Annotated in this window: 15 protein-coding genes and 1 pseudogene; 10 read left to right on the top strand and 6 right to left on the bottom strand. The window is 70.9% G+C overall.

All coding sequences use genetic code 11. The features are described 5' to 3' along the window. Positions 1–4: 4 nt before the first annotated feature. The 4 genes from ABZZ20_RS24035 to ABZZ20_RS24020 form a co-directional block, all read right to left on the bottom strand. Positions 5–1,093, bottom strand: coding sequence for an alpha/beta hydrolase (locus ABZZ20_RS24035; protein WP_356872755.1), 1,089 nt, complete (start codon positions 1,091–1,093; stop codon positions 5–7). A gap of 134 nt (positions 1,094–1,227) precedes the next feature. Beyond that, complete coding sequence (locus ABZZ20_RS24030) at positions 1,228–2,031, bottom strand: NAD(P)H-binding protein (protein WP_356872753.1); 804 nt, start codon at positions 2,029–2,031, stop codon at positions 1,228–1,230. Between the two features lie 204 nt (positions 2,032–2,235). Next, positions 2,236–3,666: a HAMP domain-containing sensor histidine kinase gene (locus ABZZ20_RS24025; protein WP_356872751.1), complete on the bottom strand. Its 1,431-nt coding sequence runs from the start codon at positions 3,664–3,666 to the stop codon at positions 2,236–2,238. Further along, positions 3,663–4,397 carry a response regulator transcription factor gene (locus ABZZ20_RS24020; protein WP_356872749.1) on the bottom strand — a complete coding sequence of 245 codons (735 nt, stop codon included), beginning with the start codon at positions 4,395–4,397 and terminating at the stop codon, positions 3,663–3,665. Before ABZZ20_RS24020 ends, ABZZ20_RS24025 begins: the two co-directional genes overlap by 4 nt. Before the next feature lie 240 nt (positions 4,398–4,637). Between ABZZ20_RS24020 and ABZZ20_RS24015 the strand changes: the two genes are divergently transcribed. The 5 genes and pseudogenes from ABZZ20_RS24015 to ABZZ20_RS23995 all read left to right on the top strand — a co-directional run. After that, positions 4,638–5,963 (top strand): ferredoxin reductase family protein, encoded by a 1,326-nt coding sequence (locus tag ABZZ20_RS24015; protein WP_356872747.1) that lies wholly within the window; start codon positions 4,638–4,640, stop codon positions 5,961–5,963. A gap of 10 nt (positions 5,964–5,973) precedes the next feature. Beyond that, on the top strand, positions 5,974–6,417 hold the full coding sequence (locus ABZZ20_RS24010; RefSeq protein WP_356872745.1) for an FMN-binding protein: 444 nt from the start codon (positions 5,974–5,976) through the stop codon (positions 6,415–6,417). Next, positions 6,410–7,177 carry an FAD:protein FMN transferase gene (locus ABZZ20_RS24005; protein ID WP_356872743.1) on the top strand — a complete coding sequence of 256 codons (768 nt, stop codon included), beginning with the start codon at positions 6,410–6,412 and terminating at the stop codon, positions 7,175–7,177. The genes ABZZ20_RS24010 and ABZZ20_RS24005 overlap by 8 nt, the downstream gene beginning before the upstream one ends. Before the next feature lie 486 nt (positions 7,178–7,663). Beyond that, positions 7,664–8,245 (top strand): DUF2231 domain-containing protein, encoded by a 582-nt coding sequence (locus ABZZ20_RS24000; RefSeq protein WP_356872742.1) that lies wholly within the window; start codon positions 7,664–7,666, stop codon positions 8,243–8,245. 547 nt (positions 8,246–8,792) lie between these two features. After that, positions 8,793–8,999 (top strand): annotated as a pseudogene (locus tag ABZZ20_RS23995) (transcriptional regulator); the annotation flags it as partial. Between the two features lie 1,006 nt (positions 9,000–10,005). On the opposite strand, the gene ABZZ20_RS23990 reads toward ABZZ20_RS23995, so the two are convergent. Both ABZZ20_RS23990 and ABZZ20_RS23985 read right to left on the bottom strand, forming a co-directional pair. Beyond that, a complete protein-coding gene (locus ABZZ20_RS23990; RefSeq protein ID WP_356872740.1) occupies positions 10,006–10,767 on the bottom strand; it encodes a maleylpyruvate isomerase family mycothiol-dependent enzyme in 762 nt (253 codons plus the stop codon). Between the two features lie 186 nt (positions 10,768–10,953). Then, positions 10,954–12,543: an RICIN domain-containing protein gene (locus ABZZ20_RS23985; protein WP_356872738.1), complete on the bottom strand. Its 1,590-nt coding sequence runs from the start codon at positions 12,541–12,543 to the stop codon at positions 10,954–10,956. 862 nt (positions 12,544–13,405) lie between these two features. On the opposite strand from ABZZ20_RS23985, the gene ABZZ20_RS23980 reads away from it, so the two are divergent. From ABZZ20_RS23980 to ABZZ20_RS23960, 5 genes are all read left to right on the top strand, one after another. Then, positions 13,406–13,891, top strand: a complete 486-nt coding sequence (locus tag ABZZ20_RS23980) for a CAP domain-containing protein (RefSeq protein WP_356872736.1) — start codon at positions 13,406–13,408, stop codon at positions 13,889–13,891. Positions 13,892–14,445: 554 nt separating this feature from the next. Then, a complete protein-coding gene (locus ABZZ20_RS23975) occupies positions 14,446–16,785 on the top strand; it encodes a nitrate- and nitrite sensing domain-containing protein (RefSeq protein WP_356872734.1) in 2,340 nt (779 codons plus the stop codon). Further along, the gene (locus ABZZ20_RS23970; protein WP_356872732.1) at positions 16,782–17,204 is read left to right on the top strand and encodes a roadblock/LC7 domain-containing protein; all 423 of its coding nucleotides are present in this window, start codon (positions 16,782–16,784) and stop codon (positions 17,202–17,204) included. Before ABZZ20_RS23975 ends, ABZZ20_RS23970 begins: the two co-directional genes overlap by 4 nt. Next, complete coding sequence (locus ABZZ20_RS23965; protein WP_356872730.1) at positions 17,204–17,575, top strand: DUF742 domain-containing protein; 372 nt, start codon at positions 17,204–17,206, stop codon at positions 17,573–17,575. The genes ABZZ20_RS23970 and ABZZ20_RS23965 overlap by 1 nt, the downstream gene beginning before the upstream one ends. Then, on the top strand, positions 17,562–18,161 hold the full coding sequence (locus ABZZ20_RS23960; protein WP_356872728.1) for an ATP/GTP-binding protein: 600 nt from the start codon (positions 17,562–17,564) through the stop codon (positions 18,159–18,161). The genes ABZZ20_RS23965 and ABZZ20_RS23960 overlap by 14 nt, the downstream gene beginning before the upstream one ends. The last annotated feature ends 24 nt before the right edge of the window (positions 18,162–18,185 follow it).

Below are 18,185 nucleotides of genomic sequence, written 5' to 3'. Positions count from 1 at the left end.
CAATCTACAGATCAGGAGGCCGCTTGCCGTCGAGCCCCGTCAGGCAGTCCCTGGGCGGTGTGAGGATGCGCCGAAGCCAGCGGGTGCGTGCGTTGCGGGCGTCCTCGCTGAGAGCTGCCCGTGGTGCGAGTGTGTCGAAGCCGTGGCAGGCTCCGGGCCATACGTGCAGTTCGGCCTGGCCGCCGGCCTGCCAGATCGCATTGGCGTAGGCCACGTCCTCGTCCCTCAAGGTCTCCGCCGACCCGACCTCGATGTAGGCCGGGGGTAGTTCGGACAGGTCGGTGGAGCGGGCGGGAGCCGCGTAGGGTGGTAGATCGACGGCACGGTACCGGTGGCCGAGCAGCGCCTGCCAAGCGGTTGCGTTGGAGGTACGGTCCCAGGTGTCGACGTCGGCCATTTGGTGGCTGGAGAAGGTGTCGCTGCGGTCGTCGAGCATCGGGCACAGGAGCAGTTGCCCGACCGGGACGGGTCCGCCCCGGTCGCGGGTGAGCAGGGCGAGTGCCGCGGCGAGTCCACCGCCGGCACTCTTTCCTCCGATGACGATGCGGTCCGCGTCGATGTCCAGTCCGGCCGCGTGTGCGGCCACCCAGGCGAATCCGGCGTAACAGTCCTCCAGCGGCCCGGGGTACCGCGCCTGCGGCGCCAGCCGGTACTCGACGGAGATGACGGCCAACTCCAATGTGAGAGCGTATTCGCGAAGCAGTCGCGGTAGTACGGACCACGCGTTGCCGGTGATCATTCCACCGCCGTGCATGTAGTACAGCAGCGGCAGCGGCCCGGTGATGCCGGCGGGCCGTGCGTTCACGAGCGTGACGTCCGGACTGCCCGGTGCGCCCGGCACACGCAGCTCATCCACATCGAAGCGGCCGTCGGCGCGCAGGTCCCGGACCGTCGGCCTGGGCCGGGCCGCAGCATCCCGCTCCTGCCGGGCCGCAAGGTTGTCCAGCAGGAACGGCTCCCTCGCCCCGTCCCCCAAAGCCGCCAGTGCCGCCTTCAGTTCAGGGTCGAAAGGGGGCGCGTTCCGGGCCGTGGAGACGGGCCCGGACTCCGACGGTATGCCGCCACCGACCCTCATGACGGGCCGACCAGCCATCGGACGAGGAGATGCGGGCCGCCAGCCCGACGGCATCGGCTCGTCAGCACGTCGGTGCATGCGGGGAACGCTCGCGTGAGGTCCATGTGGCACAGTCAATCAGCTGCCAGGTCGAGGCCGCAGCTCCGCAACGATCAGTGACCGAGCCCCTGTGCCCGTTTGTCGCCCGCCGGTGTCCGCGAGTTGACCGCGGCGGCGATGACGGTCAGGGCGGAGCGGGGAGCCTTGCCCAGGAGGCTTGCGAGATCGCCTTCGGTAGCGTCCATGACCCCGCTCGCGATGGCGGAGAGTGTGCCCACCATCATGGGGACCTGGAAGGCCGCCGCACCGGAAACACTGAGTGTCTCGCGGGTCCGGGCCAGGGTGACCGGCTCGTAGGACACGGTGGTTCCCGTGGCATCGGTGAGGACCTCTGCGAGGTCGCAGCCGCCGATCGCCTGCTCCCCGACCAACTCGTAGATCCGTCCCACGTGCGAGGACGCTTCGGTGACGACCCGGGCGGCGACGTCGGCCAGGTCTTCCCGAGCCACGGCGGCCAGCCGCCCGCCCGCCAGCGGGACGGTGAGCTTGCCGTCGGGGTCCGTGACGGCGAATCCGGCGAGCAGTTCCGCGTAGAGGCCGTTGCGCAGGATCGTCCAGCACGTCGTGCCCCCCATCAGACGGCGCTCGGTCCAGCGGTGGGGCAGGGCATACGGCAGATGATCGCCCGCAGCGGTCAGACTGGTGTAGACGACGTGCCGGACCCCGGCCTTCTCCACGGCCTCGATCGCCGCGCCGTGCCGGGCGATGACCGTGTCGTCCTCGCCGTACCCGGCCGATATGAGCAGGAGCGTGTCGACATCGGCGAAGCCGTCCGCCAGGGACTCCGGATCGTCGAAGTCGATGCGCCGGGTCGCCAGCCCTGCGGGAACCCCTTCCGGACTGCGCGTGCCGACCACGAGGTCACCAGCCTCACCTTCCTGGTCAAGTCCCTCGCTGACTGGTCGGCCGATCACCGCGAAGCCATCGCGGCGTCCCGCCGGCGCTGGGACGCAGCGAACGCGGTGTGACCGCCCACAGGACTTCTGCGACCTAGCGCCGTGACCGGAAGCGTTCGCCGGCCCGAAGCCGGCTGCGCACTGGCCGCGCCGGTCCGATCCGTGTCAGTGGGGGAGTACGAAGCGGAAGGTGGTGTGCCCGGGGCTGCTGGTGACGGTGACGGTTCCACCGTGGGCGGTGATGACGGCGTGGACGATGGCGAGGCCCAGACCGGTGTTCCCCGTACTGCGGGAGCGGGCGTGGTCGGCGCGGACGAAGCGGCCGAAGACCTCGGGCTGGAGCTCCTCGGGGATGCCCGGACCGTTGTCGCTCACGCTCACCCAGGCACCGGTCGGTTCGGTCGTGAGACTGATGGTCACTTCGGTGCCGGGTGGGGTGTGGGTACGGGCGTTGGCGAGGATGTTGCCGATGGCCTGCTGGAGCCGGTGTGCGTCTCCGGTGACGGTGACGGGCTCTTCTGGGAGTTCGAGGAGCCAGCGGTGGTCGGGGCCTGCGGCGCGTGCGTCGTCCGTCGCGTTCAGGATCAGCAGGGTCAGATCGACCGGCTCGTGTTCCAGCGGGCGTCCCGCGTCCAGGCGGGCGAGGAGGAGCAGGTCGTCGACGAGGCGGGTCATGCGCTGTGATTCGCTGCCGATGCGTTCCAGCGCGTGTCGTACCTCGCCGGGGACGGGGACGGGGCCGTGGTGGCGCAGCGCGAGTTCGGCGTGGCCCCGGATGTTGGCCACGGGGGTGCGCAGTTCGTGGCTGGCGTCGGCGGCGAAGTGCCGGAGCCTCTCCTCGCTGGCCTGGCGGCGGGTGAGGGCGTCCTCGACGTGGCCGAGCATGTGGTTGAGGGCGGAGCCCACCTGCCCGACCTCGGTACGGGGGTCGGTGTCGGGAAGCGGCCCCGGCATGGCGACCTCGCCGCTGGCGAGCGGCAACCCGGCTACCTCAGCCGCCCGGGCGGTCACCCGCTGGAGGGGCCGCAGCGAGAACCGTACCCATAGGGCCCCGGCCGTACCGGTGACGACGAGAGCGACGCCGAACAGCACGGATTCGACCGCTTCGAGGCGGTGAACCGTCTCTTCCACCGGGTGCAGGGGCAGGCCGGTGATCAGGGTGTCCTGGTCGTCGCCCTCGACGGCCGTCACGCGGTAGGCCCCCAGAGCGGAGAGGCGGACACTGTGTCCGTCTCCGTCTACGGGGATCCCCGCCAGGGCGCGTCGATCCGCGGGCGTGAGTACGAGGGGGCGGTCGGTGGCGTCGTCGACGACGGCGGCCTGGGTGACGCTGCCGTTCAGGAGGCGGGCGCCGAAGGTCGATTCGGCCTGACCCCGGGTGTCGGGGCGGTTGTCGGCGTCGGGTTTGGCCTCGTGTTCCAGGCTGGCGGCGAACCGGCCGCCGGACGCGGACAACTGTTCGTCGAGGCGCCCCAGCAGGAAGCCGCGCAGAGCGAGGGCGGTGGTGATCCCGACGGCGAGACAGGCGAGGGCGAGCAGGGCGACGAGTCCTGCGGTGAGCTGGCCGCGCAGGGTGCGGGGCGGCAGGCGCCTCACGGGGAATCCGGCTTCAGGACGTAGCCGACCCCGCGCACCGTGTGGATCATCGGGGTGCGTCCGGCGTCGACCTTCTTGCGCAGGTAGCTGATGTAGAGCTCGACGACGTGGGCCCGGCCGCCGAAATCGTAGGCCCAGACCCGGTCGAGGATCTGGTCCTTGGACAGCACCCGGCGCGGATTGCGCATGAGGAACCGCAGGAGCTCGAACTCAGTCCGGGACAGTTCCACCGTGGCCCCGCCGCGCCTGACTTCCCTGGCCTCCTCGTCCATGGTCAGGTCCCCCACCGTCAGCCGGTGTGCGCCCGGCTCCGCGGTCATCCCGGCCCGCCGGAGCAGCCCCCGCAGCCGCGCCAGGACCTCTTCCAGGCTGTACGGCTTGGTGACGTAGTCGTCGCCGCCCGCCGTGATGCCGGCGATGCGGTCCTCGACCGCGTCGCGGGCGGTCAGGAACAGCACGCACACCCGGGGCGCCTCGTGGCGCAGGGCGCGCAGGATCTGGAGGCCGTCGAGGTCGGGCAGCATCCAGTCCAGGACCACCGCGTCGGGGCGGAAGTCACGGGCCGTCGCCAGTGCGCTCGCGCCGTCGGCGGCAGTGCGGACCTGCCAGCCCTCGCCGGTCATGACACCGGCCAGGACATCGGTGACGTCGGGTTCGTCGTCGACGACGAGGATCCGTACGGGTTCGCCGTCGGGGCGGTGCAGGAGCAAGGTCGTACGCGGTTCTTCCATGGTTCCTCCAGCATCCCCCAGCGCGGTCCGGCACAGGGCGAGCCGTTTCTCTGAGTTTCCTCTGAATCGGCGCTGAAGGCGGCCGACCGGGCGGTTTCAGAAGGTACGCAGAGGTTGGGCTGTGAGGCTGGCCGCCCATCGCCGGAGCGAATCCTCGCGAGTCCCCTTCGGAGGAGCCCCTTGACCACGACGTCCACCCCCACCCCGGAAACCCCCAGTACCCCGGAAAGGAGCCGTGGGATGCGAAGCCACCGGCGTCTGCGCCGCAGCGCCCTGCCCCTCCTGGCCCCGCTGGCGATCGGGGCCGGAGCCGCGGGAGTGCTGGCCCTGTGGTGGAGCAACACGACCGCGGTCGTCGGTCCGGCTGGGTGGCTCACCGGCGCGGGACGCATCACGGGGCTGCTGGCCGGCTACGCCTGCGCGGTGCTCCTGGCCCTGATGGCCCGCGTTCCGCTGCTGGACCATGCGATCGGTACGGACAGGCTCGCCCGCTGGCACGCGCTGGGCGGTCGCTGCACCGTGTCCCTGGCCCTCGCCCACACCCTGCTGATCATCTGGGGCTACTCACTGACCTCGCACAGGAGTGTGGTCAGCCAGACATCCGCGCTCGTCCTGCGCTACCCGGACCTCCTCAAGGGCACGGCCGGTTTCTTGCTGTTCCTCGCCACCGGGGTGCTCTCGGCCCGCGCGGCCCGCCGCAGGATGAGCTACGAGACCTGGCACTACCTGCACTTCGCCACGTACCTGGCCGTCTTCCTCGCCTTCGGACACCAACTCTCCAACGGAGCCGACTTCGTCGGCGACCGCGCCGCCCAGGCAGCCTGGTACACGCTCTTCCTCGGCGTCGCCGTGCTGGTCGCCTGGTTCCGGTTCGCGGTGCCGCTCCGTCGCGGACTGCGCCACCGCCTGCGGGTCACCGCCGTCCACCCGGAGGCACCGGGCGTGGTCTCCGTCCACCTCACCGGTGAGCACCTGGACGAGCTGGGATGCGAGCCGGGGCAGTTCCTACGCTGGCGGTTCCTGGCCCGAGGCCTGTGGTGGACCGCCAATCCCTACTCCCTCTCCGCCCCCGCCCACCCACGGCACCTGCGCATCACGGTGAAGGCCGCAGGCGGCCACAGCGCCGCTCTCGCCCACCTGGCGCCCGGCACCCGGGTATGGGTCGAGGGACCCTACGGCGCCTTCACCGCGCACCGTCGCACCGCCCCCAAGGTCCTCCTGCTGGCCGGCGGCGTCGGCATCACCCCACTGCGCACCCTCTTCGAGACGCTTCCGGGACAAGTCACCCTCGTCTACCGGGCCCGCCGCGCCGGCGACCTCGTCCTGCGCGATGAACTCGACGCGATCGCCGCCCACCGACGGGCCGCCGTGCACTACGTCGTCGACGAACCGGCCGGATACTCCTCGCCCCTCACCGCCCGGGCCCTGAGCGCACTGGTGCCGGATCTGGCGGCGCACGACGTCTACCTCTGCGGCCCGCCCGGCATGACCCAGGCCGCGATCCGAGCACTGCGCGAAGCCGGCGTGCCGGTACGCCGTATCCACCACGAGTCGTTCGCGTTCTGAGGAGAACCGCATGCGCCGAGCCGTCCTCGCCACCACCGGAATCAGCACCATCACTGTGGCGCTGCTCGCCCTCAAACCCCACCAGCTTCCCGCCCTGGCCGGCGGCACGCCGCGTACGCCCTCGGCCTCGTCATCCCTGCGCACTCCGGCGGACCCCACACCGGGCGCGTCCGCCGGCACCGGCACGTTCACGGGGGACCCCATCGACACCCAGTACGGGACCGTGCAGGTAGCGGCCACCCTCACCAAGGGAAGGATCACCTCCGTCACCGTGCTCCGGGCCCCCGACGAGAACAGACGCGACCGGCAGATCGCCTCCTACGCGCTGCCCCGCCTCACCGAGGAAGCACTCGGCGCCCAGAGCGCGCACATCGACGCCGTCTCCGGCGCCACCTACACCAGCCAGGGGTACGCCCAGTCCCTACAGAGCGCCCTGGACCAAGCCCGTGGCTGACACCGCACGCGCACTGCGCCACGTCGAGCACGTCATGGGCACCGTCTTCTCCTTCGACATCCGCGACGAGCCCACCACCGCCATCCAGCAGGCTCTCGCCGCGGCTGTGCGGCAACTCCACCAGGTCGACGAGGTGTTCTCCACCTACCGGCCCGGCAGTCACATCAGCCGGCTCGACCGCGGCGAGATCCGCCTCGCCGACTGCCCGCCCGAGGTGCACGAAGTGTTGTCCCTCTGCGCACGGGCCAGCCACGTCACCGACGGCTGGTTCAGCATCCTCCCCAGCGACACCCTCGACCCTTCGGGCCTCGTCAAGGGCTGGGCCACCGAAGCCGCCTCCCGACTCCTCCACGAAGCAGGCGCGCACCACACCTGCGTCAACGGGGGCGGCGACCTCCAGATCCGCGGCCGGGCGGCGCCGGACACCCCCTGGCGCATCGGCATCGCACACCCGCTGCGCCCCGGGGAACTAGCCACTGTCATCACCGCCGACCACGACATGGCCGTCGCCACCTCGGGCACCGCCGAACGCGGCGCCCACATATTCGACCCGCACAGCGGTACGCCCGCCACCGCGTTCGCCTCCCTCACCGTCATCGGTCCCCGGTTGACCATGACCGACGCCTACGCCACCGCAGCGTTCGCCCGGGGCTCCGGCGCACGGGACTGGTTGGAGGGGCTGGACGGCTATGAGGCGCTCGCCGTGCTGCCCGACGGCCGGAGGTGGCAGACGTCCGGATTCGCGCGCTACGGGTCGTGAGACGGGGCAGGGTCCCGCTCCCGCCCGTGGGGAACGGGCGCGCTCGAACGCCCGGTCGTCGATGCTCAGCGCGGGGAAGAGGGCGGCGACCACGATGCCCGCCTTGAAGGCGGTGTAGCCGAACACCGCGCGGAGGCTCGTGCAGCGTCGTACTGCCTGACGCGGTCGGCGAGGTCCGCGGCCACGCGAAGGTGGCCCACTTCCTCGTCGTGATGCCCGCTGCCGGGCTGAACTGCTCGTTCGCCTCGACGTGCCGCCAACGCCGTCAGGGGCGAGCGGGTGCCCCCCTTCAGCAGTCACAGGGGTCATGTCGAACGCGTATTCCCCGTCGGGCTGCGTGACTGCGGGCCCGGCGCTCCGCACGGGCAGCCGCTGCGGGGAGAGGGGGCCGGCCGGGATGGGCCCGGAGACTGACGCGCGTGGCCGACAGGGGGCGAAACGCCGCCATTGTGGGATTGCTGCGTGTCGTCCGGGTAGGCGCCCCTCGTGAACACACACACCCTGAGCACCTTCACGAAGGCCGGGCAGAGCTCGGCACTGGACACCGCGTCGGTCTGGTGGCTGACGACCCTGGACCGTATCGAGCGTGCGACGGTGGCGGACCCGGCCATCCGGATCCTCCAGCGGGCAATCCGCTCGATCCCGTTGGGTGAGGTTCGCGATGTGCTGCGCGGCAGACAGCTGGGCCATCCCGTGCATCCCGTTCTGGTGCAGGTACCGATCGGCTGCTGGCTGTCGGCCGCCGTGCTGGACGGCGTACCGGGAGCGCAGCGGGCGGCCACGACCCTCACGGCCGTCGGATTGGCCGGGGTGGGCCCGGCGGCGGTCGCCGGCTGGGTCGACTGGGCGGACTTGCCGCCCCAGCAGGCCCGGGTCGGGCTGGTCCACGCGGTCTCCAACGTGGCCGCCGTCGCCTCGTACGCGGCCTCCCTGACGGCACGGCTGCGGGGTCGCCCGGCGAAGGGCCGGCTGTGGTCGTGGGCCGGGATGACGGCCGTCGCCGTGAGCGGCGCGCTGGGCGGACACGTGGCGTACCGGCGGGCCGTCGGGGCAGATCCCGCACCTTAGGCGAAGCGGTGGCCCGGCCGCCGCACGCCCCGCAGGCGGCATGCCGACGGAGCGGTGCACGGTTTCCGCGGCGGGTCGGTGACGGACGTGCTGGTGGACGGCCGCCGGCTGATGGCCGTGGTCCGCGTACGGAAGATGGTCCCGCCCCTGGGCCGCGGCCGGCAGCCGGGGCTTAGAAGGCCGTCGCCGTGAACGGCGAGGGTCCGCCGGCCCCCTTACGAACCTCCCCGCTGACCCTCGGTCCGGCAGACGAGCCCTGGCAGCGCTGCCCAGGAGCCTGACCTCGTCCTGTTCGCACCTCATCCGGGCGCCGCGACCCAAGCAGGGCTCACCGCCGGACCCGGACCCAGGCCCGGCCCCGGCTCGGCACATGCTGCGGACGGTCCTGATGAGGCGGGGTGCCCGGACTGGGGCGCCGAAACCGGCTGGTCCGCGGCGCTGCACGCCCCTGTGGTCCGGTTCATGACTGTGTGTGACCCCACCCGGATCCACCATCCGTATGGTCCGCGAGGACGGATCCCACAGGGTCCTCGCCCTCGGTCCACCAAACGCCCACGCCGTGCGGGGCAAGACCTTGGACGTCAAGCACTTCCTCCACCCCGACGTCGGCTCCCTCACCCTCACCTACCAGGCCTTCGACGTACGCGAGGCACCGGGCCAGCAACTGGTCGTCTACCAGGCCGAACCCGCCACCCCCAGCGCCCAGGCCCTCACCCTCCTCGGCACTCTCCACGCCACCGCGCGACGGTGTTGAAGTCCCAGCTGGTGAGTGGCCGAGCAGTACGGGGCCGACGAGGAGCTGAGTACGTACGCCCAGGCGAACCCGTGCCGCAGCCGCTTGGCTGTACTCATGCACGAGACACCTTCCGTTCTGCCTGCCGACCGCTCCGCCGGGACCCGTGCCATCGCCACGGTATCGATATGGCTCACGGCTGCAACGGTGACCTTGATCCCGGTCGCCTTCATCTTCGGGTGTCTGGCCGGGATGGCCAGGGAGGTTCACCCTCAGACCGTGGCCGTCCTCATAACCTGCTGGTGGGCGTCCTGGACGGTTACCCCTTTGCTCGTGGTGGCATCGCGGCTGCCCCTGCGACACCCCACCCTGGCCATGGCACGCCGATGGGCGGGGTGGGTCGCGCCGCTCCCGCCGACGGTCACGATCCTGTTGAGCCTTCGCCTGTAGTTGACGACCTCGATACTGGTCCCGGATGCCTCACGCGCGGCTTCGAGAAACGAGCTCGGCTATATGGAGCTCGACCGCGGGGCGCCGAGGCTGGGGTGACCCGAGCCCGAGAGCAGTCGGGACGATTCCCGTATTGACCCTGTTGGCGGGCGGCCTGCCCGCTACGCTCAAGATCACGCCGCGCCGACAGGAGTGTGCGGACGAGGGCAGGTGCCCCAGGCGCTCTGGACATCACCTGACCGGCCGAGGTGCCCCCGCCGGCTGGCAGGGGTACCTCGGCGAAGTTCCACCACCCGCGCCGGATCCCGACCGGGGAGCGCGTGCATGCTGTCGTCGCCGCCCTGGGTGGGCAAAGCCCTGCCCCTCTTCCTCGGGTGGGAATGCATGCGGCCCTGAAGACCTCTGGCGAGAGGTCGGACGGCGAGGTCACAAGTAGAGCGACCTCACCTGGAAGGAGCAGCTTCGTGATGGGCGGGGTGAGCCCCCCACTGCACATTCGGCTGGTCGAGCCGTCGGCGGACCTGCTGGAGGCGCAGCTGGTAGACCGGGCCCGCGTGACCGGGCTGCAGCTGCCGGCTTAGAAGGTCGAGTGGGTGAACCAGTGGGCGAGCAGGTCGGGATCGCCGAGCAGCTGGAAGGCGTCGCTCCGGTGGTCCAGGCGGCCGTAGAGGAGCAGCAGGAGGTCGGCAGCCGTCCCCTGGACCGTGGCGTCCGCCGCGCGGAGCTCGGCGCGGTCGGTCACCAGGGCGAAGCCGTCGGGGCGCAAGCCGACCAGCCAGTCGCCGTCGCCATCGGTGCAGCTGAAGCGGATGGACCGGTCGGGGGCGCGCAGTTGGGCGGTCAGCGGTGCGAAGGGCGATGCGAACGGAAGGTTGGTGAGGAACTCGTCTATGCCGTCGACCGCCAGTACGCGGTCGATGTGCGGGGAGAGTCCGAGTGCGAGTTGGGCATCGACCCGGTGGACGAGGGTCTCGAAGAGCATGCGCCGGACCCAGAACCGGGCGTGCTGGTCGCCCCCCCAGGCCCACATCGGTGCGTCCGGGTCGGTGGCGGCGAACACCTCGGCGGCCTCGCTCGCGCTCGCGGCCAGCCAGTCCGGGAAGCCGTCGGGGTGTTCCGGCAGGCGCAGGTCCACCTCGCGGCTGGTCGGCGGCTGCTGTATGCGTCGGCGGAGCAGCTCGGTGAACCAGCGGTGCACGCTGCCGACGTGCTGCGTGAGGTCGGCGAGAGTCCAGCCGGGGCAGGTCGGTACGGGGGCGGAGAGGTCGGCTGCCCTGACCGTGGCGACGAATCCGGCGGTCTCGGCTGCGACGGCCGCTCCGTGCTGGGCGGGGTTCATGTGCGTGCCTTCCTCTGGTGGTGCTACCCCGGGTGGCGAGGATGCTTAATGAGATAGATGGTTTATGTTCTTAAGTAATGGTGAGGATGTCAACTTCCCGTCCCGTGTCAGCCCGGGCGGCGTGCCGTCTGCGCCCGGGTACGCCGAACCGGCACCGGTTCGGCGTCGGCCCCGGTGCTGCGGGTGTCAGGTGGTGCTGTCGTCGCAGTCGGCGACGAAGGTGAAGCTGGCCGAGTGGTAGTAGTCGGGGAGCTGCACGAGGTGGGTTCCCTGGCGTGGGGGTTGGGCGTCGGTCCAGTTCTGTGGGCCGAGGAGGTGTGCCGGATAGTCGCTGGCGGGGACCGGGGGAACGAAGAGCAGGCGGAACGACTTACGGTCCGGCTCGGTGGCGAACTTCCACAGTTGTTCCGTGCGGTTCGCGATGGGAAGGCACTCCGCCTGGACCACGCTGACGGTGTTGCCCCCTCTGGAGGTGCCGTCGAGGCACTTGCCGGTACCGGTGTTGCGCAGCTGGTACGTGGCGTTGCCGGCCGCGATGCGTTCCCAGCGCTGGGAGGCGTCCTCGGTGCAGACCTGGAGCTGGATGTAGGTCGCGTCAGGAGTGTCGGGTCCCACGCAGAGGCCCGTTCTCGTGTTCAGGAGTCGGAAGCCGGCGGGTCTGTTGCTGGGGGAGGGGCTGCTGGTGTCGGGAGGTGCCGTGGAGGAACTGATCTCCGTGGGGGTGGGGCTCACGGCCGCCGGCGAGGCGTCCGGGCTGGCTGCGGCCCCTGCATCGGCCGGTATGGCGGGTGGTGTTGTCACGGGCACGGCCACGGGCACGGGCACGGGTCCGGGCGCGGACGGGCGCGCCTCGTTCTCGGCGGAGGAGGAGATCGCCGTGGTGATGACGGTGGCCGTCGCCGCTACCAGGCCGATGCCCAGCGCCAGTGAACGGCTGCGGTGGGCCGAACCGAATGCAGTGGGCCATCGAGGACCGCGCCGGGACACGAAGGCGGCCCCAGGGCGCAGCGCCAGCACGCCGCCCCGGACCGTTGCAGGGGCTGGGCGCGCCGGCAGGCCTGCAGGCCACAGCATCAGCGCGCGGTACAGCACGTCCCGGTTCCAGGTGTGGACGGCCGTGAGTTCGGTCCGGGCGGTACGGCACCTCTCGCACCAGGTTGTGTGCGCGTCGAGTTCGGGGTGCGAAGCGTGGAATTGGACGGTGTCACCCAGGACGGCGGTGAGATGGCGGCAGGACCGGACGGAGGTGTGGGCGTATGTCTGAAGGTACGTCTCCCACCATCCCCTGCGGGCAGCCTCGGCCTCTGATCCGTCCGTCTCCTCGGAGGTGAGGCTGTCCCACAGCATCACCTGCCAGGATTCGGGCAGCGCCCGAAAGGAACGCAGGATGATCGAGTTCTCTTCGGCCGTGACCGCCGCGGACGCACGCTCCTCGTCACCGGGCAGCGACGCGATCCACTGGATGAAGCCGTCCGAAAGCCGTGGACCGCGCTCTCCGTCGGCCCATTGGGCGGCGGTGCGCCGCACCGCGGTCATCAGGTACGGGCGCCATGCCGCAGTCGGGCCGCTACCGTCGCGGACCGCCCGCAGCGTCCGGGCGAACGCCTCGTTCGAGAGTTGGCGTGCGTCCCGTTCGTCGGGACAGTACAGGCGGGCGTACGCGAAGACCGCATCCTCGTGACGCAGGCGGCTCTCGGATGCTGCTGCTGCGTTCCCCTGCCGAATGAGGCGTGCGAGTTCGGGCTCCGAACTCTCGGCGGCCATGGGCTCAGACATGTGCTTCCTCCTGCGTGTGTGCTGTCGGGCGGTTGTCTTGAGGTCGTGGTTCCAGCGCAGTCGGCCGCGTACGGGCAGCACGCATGCCGGGCACTGGTGACGGGCGGCGGAGCGGGCGGTCGGGCAGGGCTTCCGCACGGGCAGCAGTGACGTGAGGTGGCCTTTCGGGACGGTCCGTATCCGTGCCTCCTTCCCTTCCCGTCGCCTGTCGGCCGCGTATCCGCCGGCTCACTGTGGAGACCTCGCTGGTCGGCCCGAATAACAGAAATCTCAGCCCGCGGCACCTGCATGCCGCCCGGACGCACAGGACGACAGATGACCGGACCGGGCGGCGAACGTCCGGCCGAACGGCTGCTCGGTTCCGCGTGCTTGCTCCGCGGTCGGCCGGCGCAGCGGACCGGTTTCGGGAATCCCTGCGCGCAAAAGCGTTATGGCCGAACGAGCAGTGCGTCTCCTGTGTGTAGGCCCGAACCGTGCAGGGCTTGCACCGGCTCCGCACAGAAGGTGCGGGTCGGGTGCTGTTCGCACTGAGGAGATGAGCACTGTGAAACTGCGCCACCGTCGAGCCCTGTCGATAGCCCTTGTGTCCCTCGCCACCGTGGCCGCGGCCACGGGGTGCGGTGCGTCCTCCGCGGAAGGGCCGGGCCGCGCCCCGGCCGGCGCCATGGGGCTGGACGAGAGCGCAACCCGCGCACCGGCCGACCCCGGGCCGGATGCGGCGACCGCGACACCCTCAGCCTCCCCGTCCGTTTCGGCTTCAACGTCGGTCTCTCCGACCGCCTCACCTGCGGGAACCGTGACATCCACCCGCAGTCCGGCAACGGATTCCGCGACCCCGCGCCCCACTTCGAAGCCCGACTCCGTGTCCAAGGCGCCGTCCCGGACGACCGGCACGGCTCCCGGCGTCGGCCCGGTCGGTGCCGATCCGAGGCTGCCGGCCCGTGCGCCGTCCCAGTCCGTCAGCGAGGCGGAGGCCATGTCGTTGGAACTGCTCAACATCGAGCGGGCCCGGGTGGGGCTGCCTCCTCTCGCCCTCAAGACCGACTTGAGCGGGTTCGCCCGCAGCTGGGCGCTGCACATGCGCAACAAGGGGTTCGCGCACTCCAGCAATGAACAACGCGATGCGCTCGCCACTGGCTCACGGACCTGGGTGGGCGAGAACATCGTCTGGTGGAGCGACAAGACGATGACCGCTCAGCAGGCTGCCGAGAAGTTCCAGTCCATGTGGAGGCACAGCCCTGGCCATTACAAGAGCCAGACCGATCCCCAGTTCACCGAGGTCGGAGTCGGTCTCTACCACGACGAGACGGGCTGGTGGGGCGTGCACAACTTCTCCGACGGGCGGTAGCACGACCCGGTAGAGCGGCGCACATTCCGCGGAAGCGGCGGAAGTGGTCGTGGAACGCGTAGAGGGCGGGCGGTTGGGTCAGGAACGCCGTGCGCAGCAACGCCGCCTGCGGGCCGGGCACCCTCCCACGGGCGGTGACGCCTACCGTGTTCCAGTTGCCCTCGGCGAGCGGCGGGTGCTCCGCCTCGTGCCCGCGCGCCAGGCGCACCAGCTCCTGGGTGTCCATCCCGGCGGCGCGGGCCAAGCCCCGCTCGGCCGCACGCAAGCGTGCCGGCACGCCCAGCACTCCAGACTTCAGGGGCACGCCCGGTGACATCGCGACCCCCTTACCACGTATTGATAGGTAAGTAAGCTCTCCGTTTATTCGGATTGGCTGGATATGATCGATACCCTCACCCAACAGGGCCGCGTCGGTATTTCCCCCATGTCCTCCCCCAGAGGGCCGTGTCCGGCCGCCCGTGGGTCCGTCCCCGTCCCGCCGCACCCGAGGACAGATGTCTCCGATGGAACCCGAAGGTCCACCGAGCCCGCCGCCTGTACGGCGCCGCCGCACCGTGCGCCTGCGTACGATGCTGGTCTGGCTGGCCGTCGTCCCGACCGTGGCGATGGGTGCCCAGGTGGCCGTGACCGCCCAGCGGTTGCTGAGCCAGTCGGAGCACCTGCGCGCCGACGTGGAGGCCGGCGAGCGGATCGGCGTACCGCTGGTCGGGCTCATGAACGAGTTGCAGGCCGAGCGGGCGATGACGGCGGCGCGGTGGGCGGGTACCCCCGTTGCCGACGACGACCTGCGCGAGAAGCGGGCAGCAACGGACCGCGCGGTGGCGGAGTTCCGACGGCTCTCAGGCAGCACCAGTACGAGCAGCGGCGGCGGATCCCAGCATTCCGGGCACGTCGACGGGCACCTCGGCGAGCTGAGCGGCAGGCTCGACCAGCTGGTTGCGTACCGGAAGCGCGCGGATGCCCACAACGGCAGCGCCGAACAGGCGGTCGGCTACTACACCGGCGTGATCGACGACATCATCCGCGCGTATCAAGATGAGTTCAGCCACGCGGACGACACTGAAATCGCCCAGGAGAGCAGGCCCGCCATCGCCCTGTTCTCCGCGGCCGAGATGGTGGCGCGTGAGGATACGGCGCTCGCACTGGCCGGGCCGTCCAGGGAGCTGGCGGCCACTGGGTTCTCGGAATTCTTCGACGCAGTCGGCACCCACCGGTACCTGTACGACACCTGGATCGTGCCGTACCTGCCGCCCGCAGAACAGGCTTCGTACGAGAAGCTCACCAGTTCGGACGCCTGGCAGACCAAGCTCCGCATCGAGAACGCGGTCGTCACCAACCACCAGGACACCGCGTCCGGAGTGAAGCTGCCGGCTGATGTCGCAGGCTGGCGTGCCGCGCACGACACGTTTGCGCCGCAGTTGGCCGCACTCAGCGCGGAGCGGTCGCAGAGCGTGCTCACGCGCGCCGAAGCGAAGGCCTCCGAGCTGGAGGCCGAGGTCTACTGGCTGATCGGGGCCAGCAGCGGCGCCCTGCTGGTGGTCGCCGCGGTCGTCGTCCTCACCACGCGGTCGGTGCTGCGCCGGCTGAGTCGCCTGCACACCCGTACGGTCGCCGTCGCCGAGGAGACACTGCCCGAGGTGGTGGCCCGACTCCAGCGCGGCCAGACCGTCGACGCCGAGGCGTTGCCGGCCGTGCGCGGGCACGAGGACGAGGTCGGGCGGATCAGCGACGCGTTCGCCCGGGTCGTCGCCGTGTCCGTCGAAGGGCACCGACAGCTCGCGGCCGAGCGCCACGGCTTCGGCCTGTTCGCCTCGGGCATCGCCTCGCGCACCGGAAACCTCGTCAGCCGCCAGCTGAGCCTGACCGAGGACCTCCAGGACTCCTTCGGCCACGACGAGGCGCTCCTGGCCCAGTTGATGCGGTCCGACCAATTGACGGTGGGAATGCGGCGCCAGATCGAGAACCTGCTCATCCTCGCCGGTGGCGAGATCCCGGACCCGCACACCGAGCCCATGCGCGTCGCCGACCTGCTGCGCGAAGCCGCCGCGGAGGTCGAGGACTTCCGGCGGATCGAACGCCAGGCGCTGGACGAGACGAGCGTGCAGCCCCACGTGATCAGCCAGATCAGCCACCTGCTGGCAGAGCTGCTGGACAACGCGACCCGTTTCTCGCCCCCGCGGTCGAAGGTGGTGGTGCGCGCCGAACTGGTGGCGGACGGGCTGTCGGTCGAGATCGAGGACCGCGGACCGCGCATGGCGTCCGCCGGGTACGAGGAGATGAACCGGCGACTGCACACGGCGCCGCCGTACTCCGTCCTCGCCGAGAACGCGCACCGCCTGGGCCTCTTCGTGGTGGGCCACCTGGCGGCGCAGCTCCAGGCCCGGGTCACGCTGCGGCGCTCGGTGTACGGGGGGACCGCGGCCGTGGTGATCCTGCCGAGCGAGCTGCTGGTGGGGACCGAACGGAAGGCATCGCGGACACCGGCACCAGCCCCGGCACCAGCCCCGGCACCAGCACCAGCACCAGCACCGGCACCAGCACCGGCACCGACGGAGCCCGGGCCGGGGTCCGAGCGGGATCCGGAGCCGGCCGCCGTCCTCACCCCCGTACGCGTGCCCGGACCGGAGGTCCCGCCGGCCCCCGCCCCCATGCCCGTACGGCTGCGCACCGAGCGGGCGCTGCCCGCCCGCTCCGGACCCGGCGACGACGCGCGGCCGGCGCTGCCCGAGCGCGTCCCGCAGACCCACCTCACCCGGCAACTCCGCGGGCCCCGCGCCCCGGAGCCGGACGCCGGCCGGGACGCGGCGACACCCGAAGAGGTGGCCGACGCCTGGGCGGACTACGAAGAGGGGACCCAGAAAGTGGAAGCAGAGCTCAGACAGGATCAGCCATGACGACGACAACCAACGACATGATCTACAGCGTCCTGGACAACAACCTGAGCAGGATCGCCGGCATCCAGGGAGCCGTGCTCCTGTCCAACGACGGGATCAAGCTCAGCGCCTACCTGCTGGAGCGTGACCAGGCGGAGCGCATCGCGGCCGCGTCCTCCGGTATAGCCGCCACGATGAAGGCGATATCCAGGGATATCGACGGCGGCCGGGTCATCCGCCAGCTGGTGGAGATGGACGACCGGTACCTCTGCGTCGTCGGGTGCGGGGAAGGCAGCACCCTCATCGTGGTGACGTCCCGCAAGGCGCGGCTCGGGGAGCTGGGAGGCGAGGCCGTACGGACCGCCCAGGCGCTCGGCGAGTGGCTGGGCACCCCCGAGCGCACCCAGGCGCTGGCGTCGACGCCGGCGTCGACGTCGTAATGCCGGACGAGCCGCCACGCAGAAGTCTCCGCCGGACACGGCTGTACGCATTGACCGACGGCCGTACGGCCGCCGCTCCGGCGACCGTCCTCACGATGGACACCACGATCGTGGCGGCGGTCGCCGAGGCTGATGTCCTCAGCGGCCTGCCCACCGAGTGGCAGGTCATCCTTGCCATGTGCGCGCCGCCGGGCGGACTGGCGGTCGCCGAGATCGCCGCACGGATGCACATGCGCCTCACTCCGATGACGCTCCTCCTCGGCGAACTCGCGGACCGCGGGCTGATTCACCACCGGCCGCCTCTGGAGGGGGCCGAGACCACGAACGTCCACCTGCTCATGAAAATCAGGGACAACCTTGCCCGGATATGACACCGCCGACGCTCCTGCCCTTGCAGCGTCCCCTGTCAAGATCCTCATCGCCGGTGGATTCGGAGTCGGCAAGACGACTCTGGTCGAGGCGGTCTCCGAGATCGAGCCGCTGCGCACGGAGGAGCGCCTCACGAGCGCGGGAGTGGGTGTCGACGACCTCGACGGCATAGAGTCCAAGACACTGACCACCGTCGCGATGGACTTCGGCCGGATCACCCTCACCGACGCCGGAGTCGTCCTCTACCTGTTCGGCACACCCGGCCAGGAGCGGTTCTGGTTCATGTGGGACGACCTGCTCAACGGGGCCCTGGGGGCACTCGTGCTCGTCGACACACGGCGGCTGGACCGCGGCTTCCCGGCCATCGACTTCTTCGAGAGCCGGGGACTGCCGTTCGTGGTCGGCGCGAACTGTTTCCACGGGGAGCAGCCGTACACCGCCGAGGAGATCGCCGCCGCGCTGCACCTGCGCAACCCCGCCACGCCGGTCCTCCTGCTCGACGCCCGCTCCCGTACGGCCGTCCGCGACGCCCTGCTGGCCCTGCTCGACGTGGTCATCGCCGAGGCACGGACCGCAGCGAGCGCCTGATCGCGCATCAGGAGGGGCGCAGCG

Origin of the sequence: Streptomyces sp. NPDC006430, from assembly GCF_040612395.1 — a bacterium.
Taxonomy (GTDB): domain Bacteria; phylum Actinomycetota; class Actinomycetes; order Streptomycetales; family Streptomycetaceae; genus Streptomyces.
The sequence above is the reverse complement of the archived record's forward strand: the minus strand, read 5'-3'. Positions and strand labels throughout refer to the sequence as shown.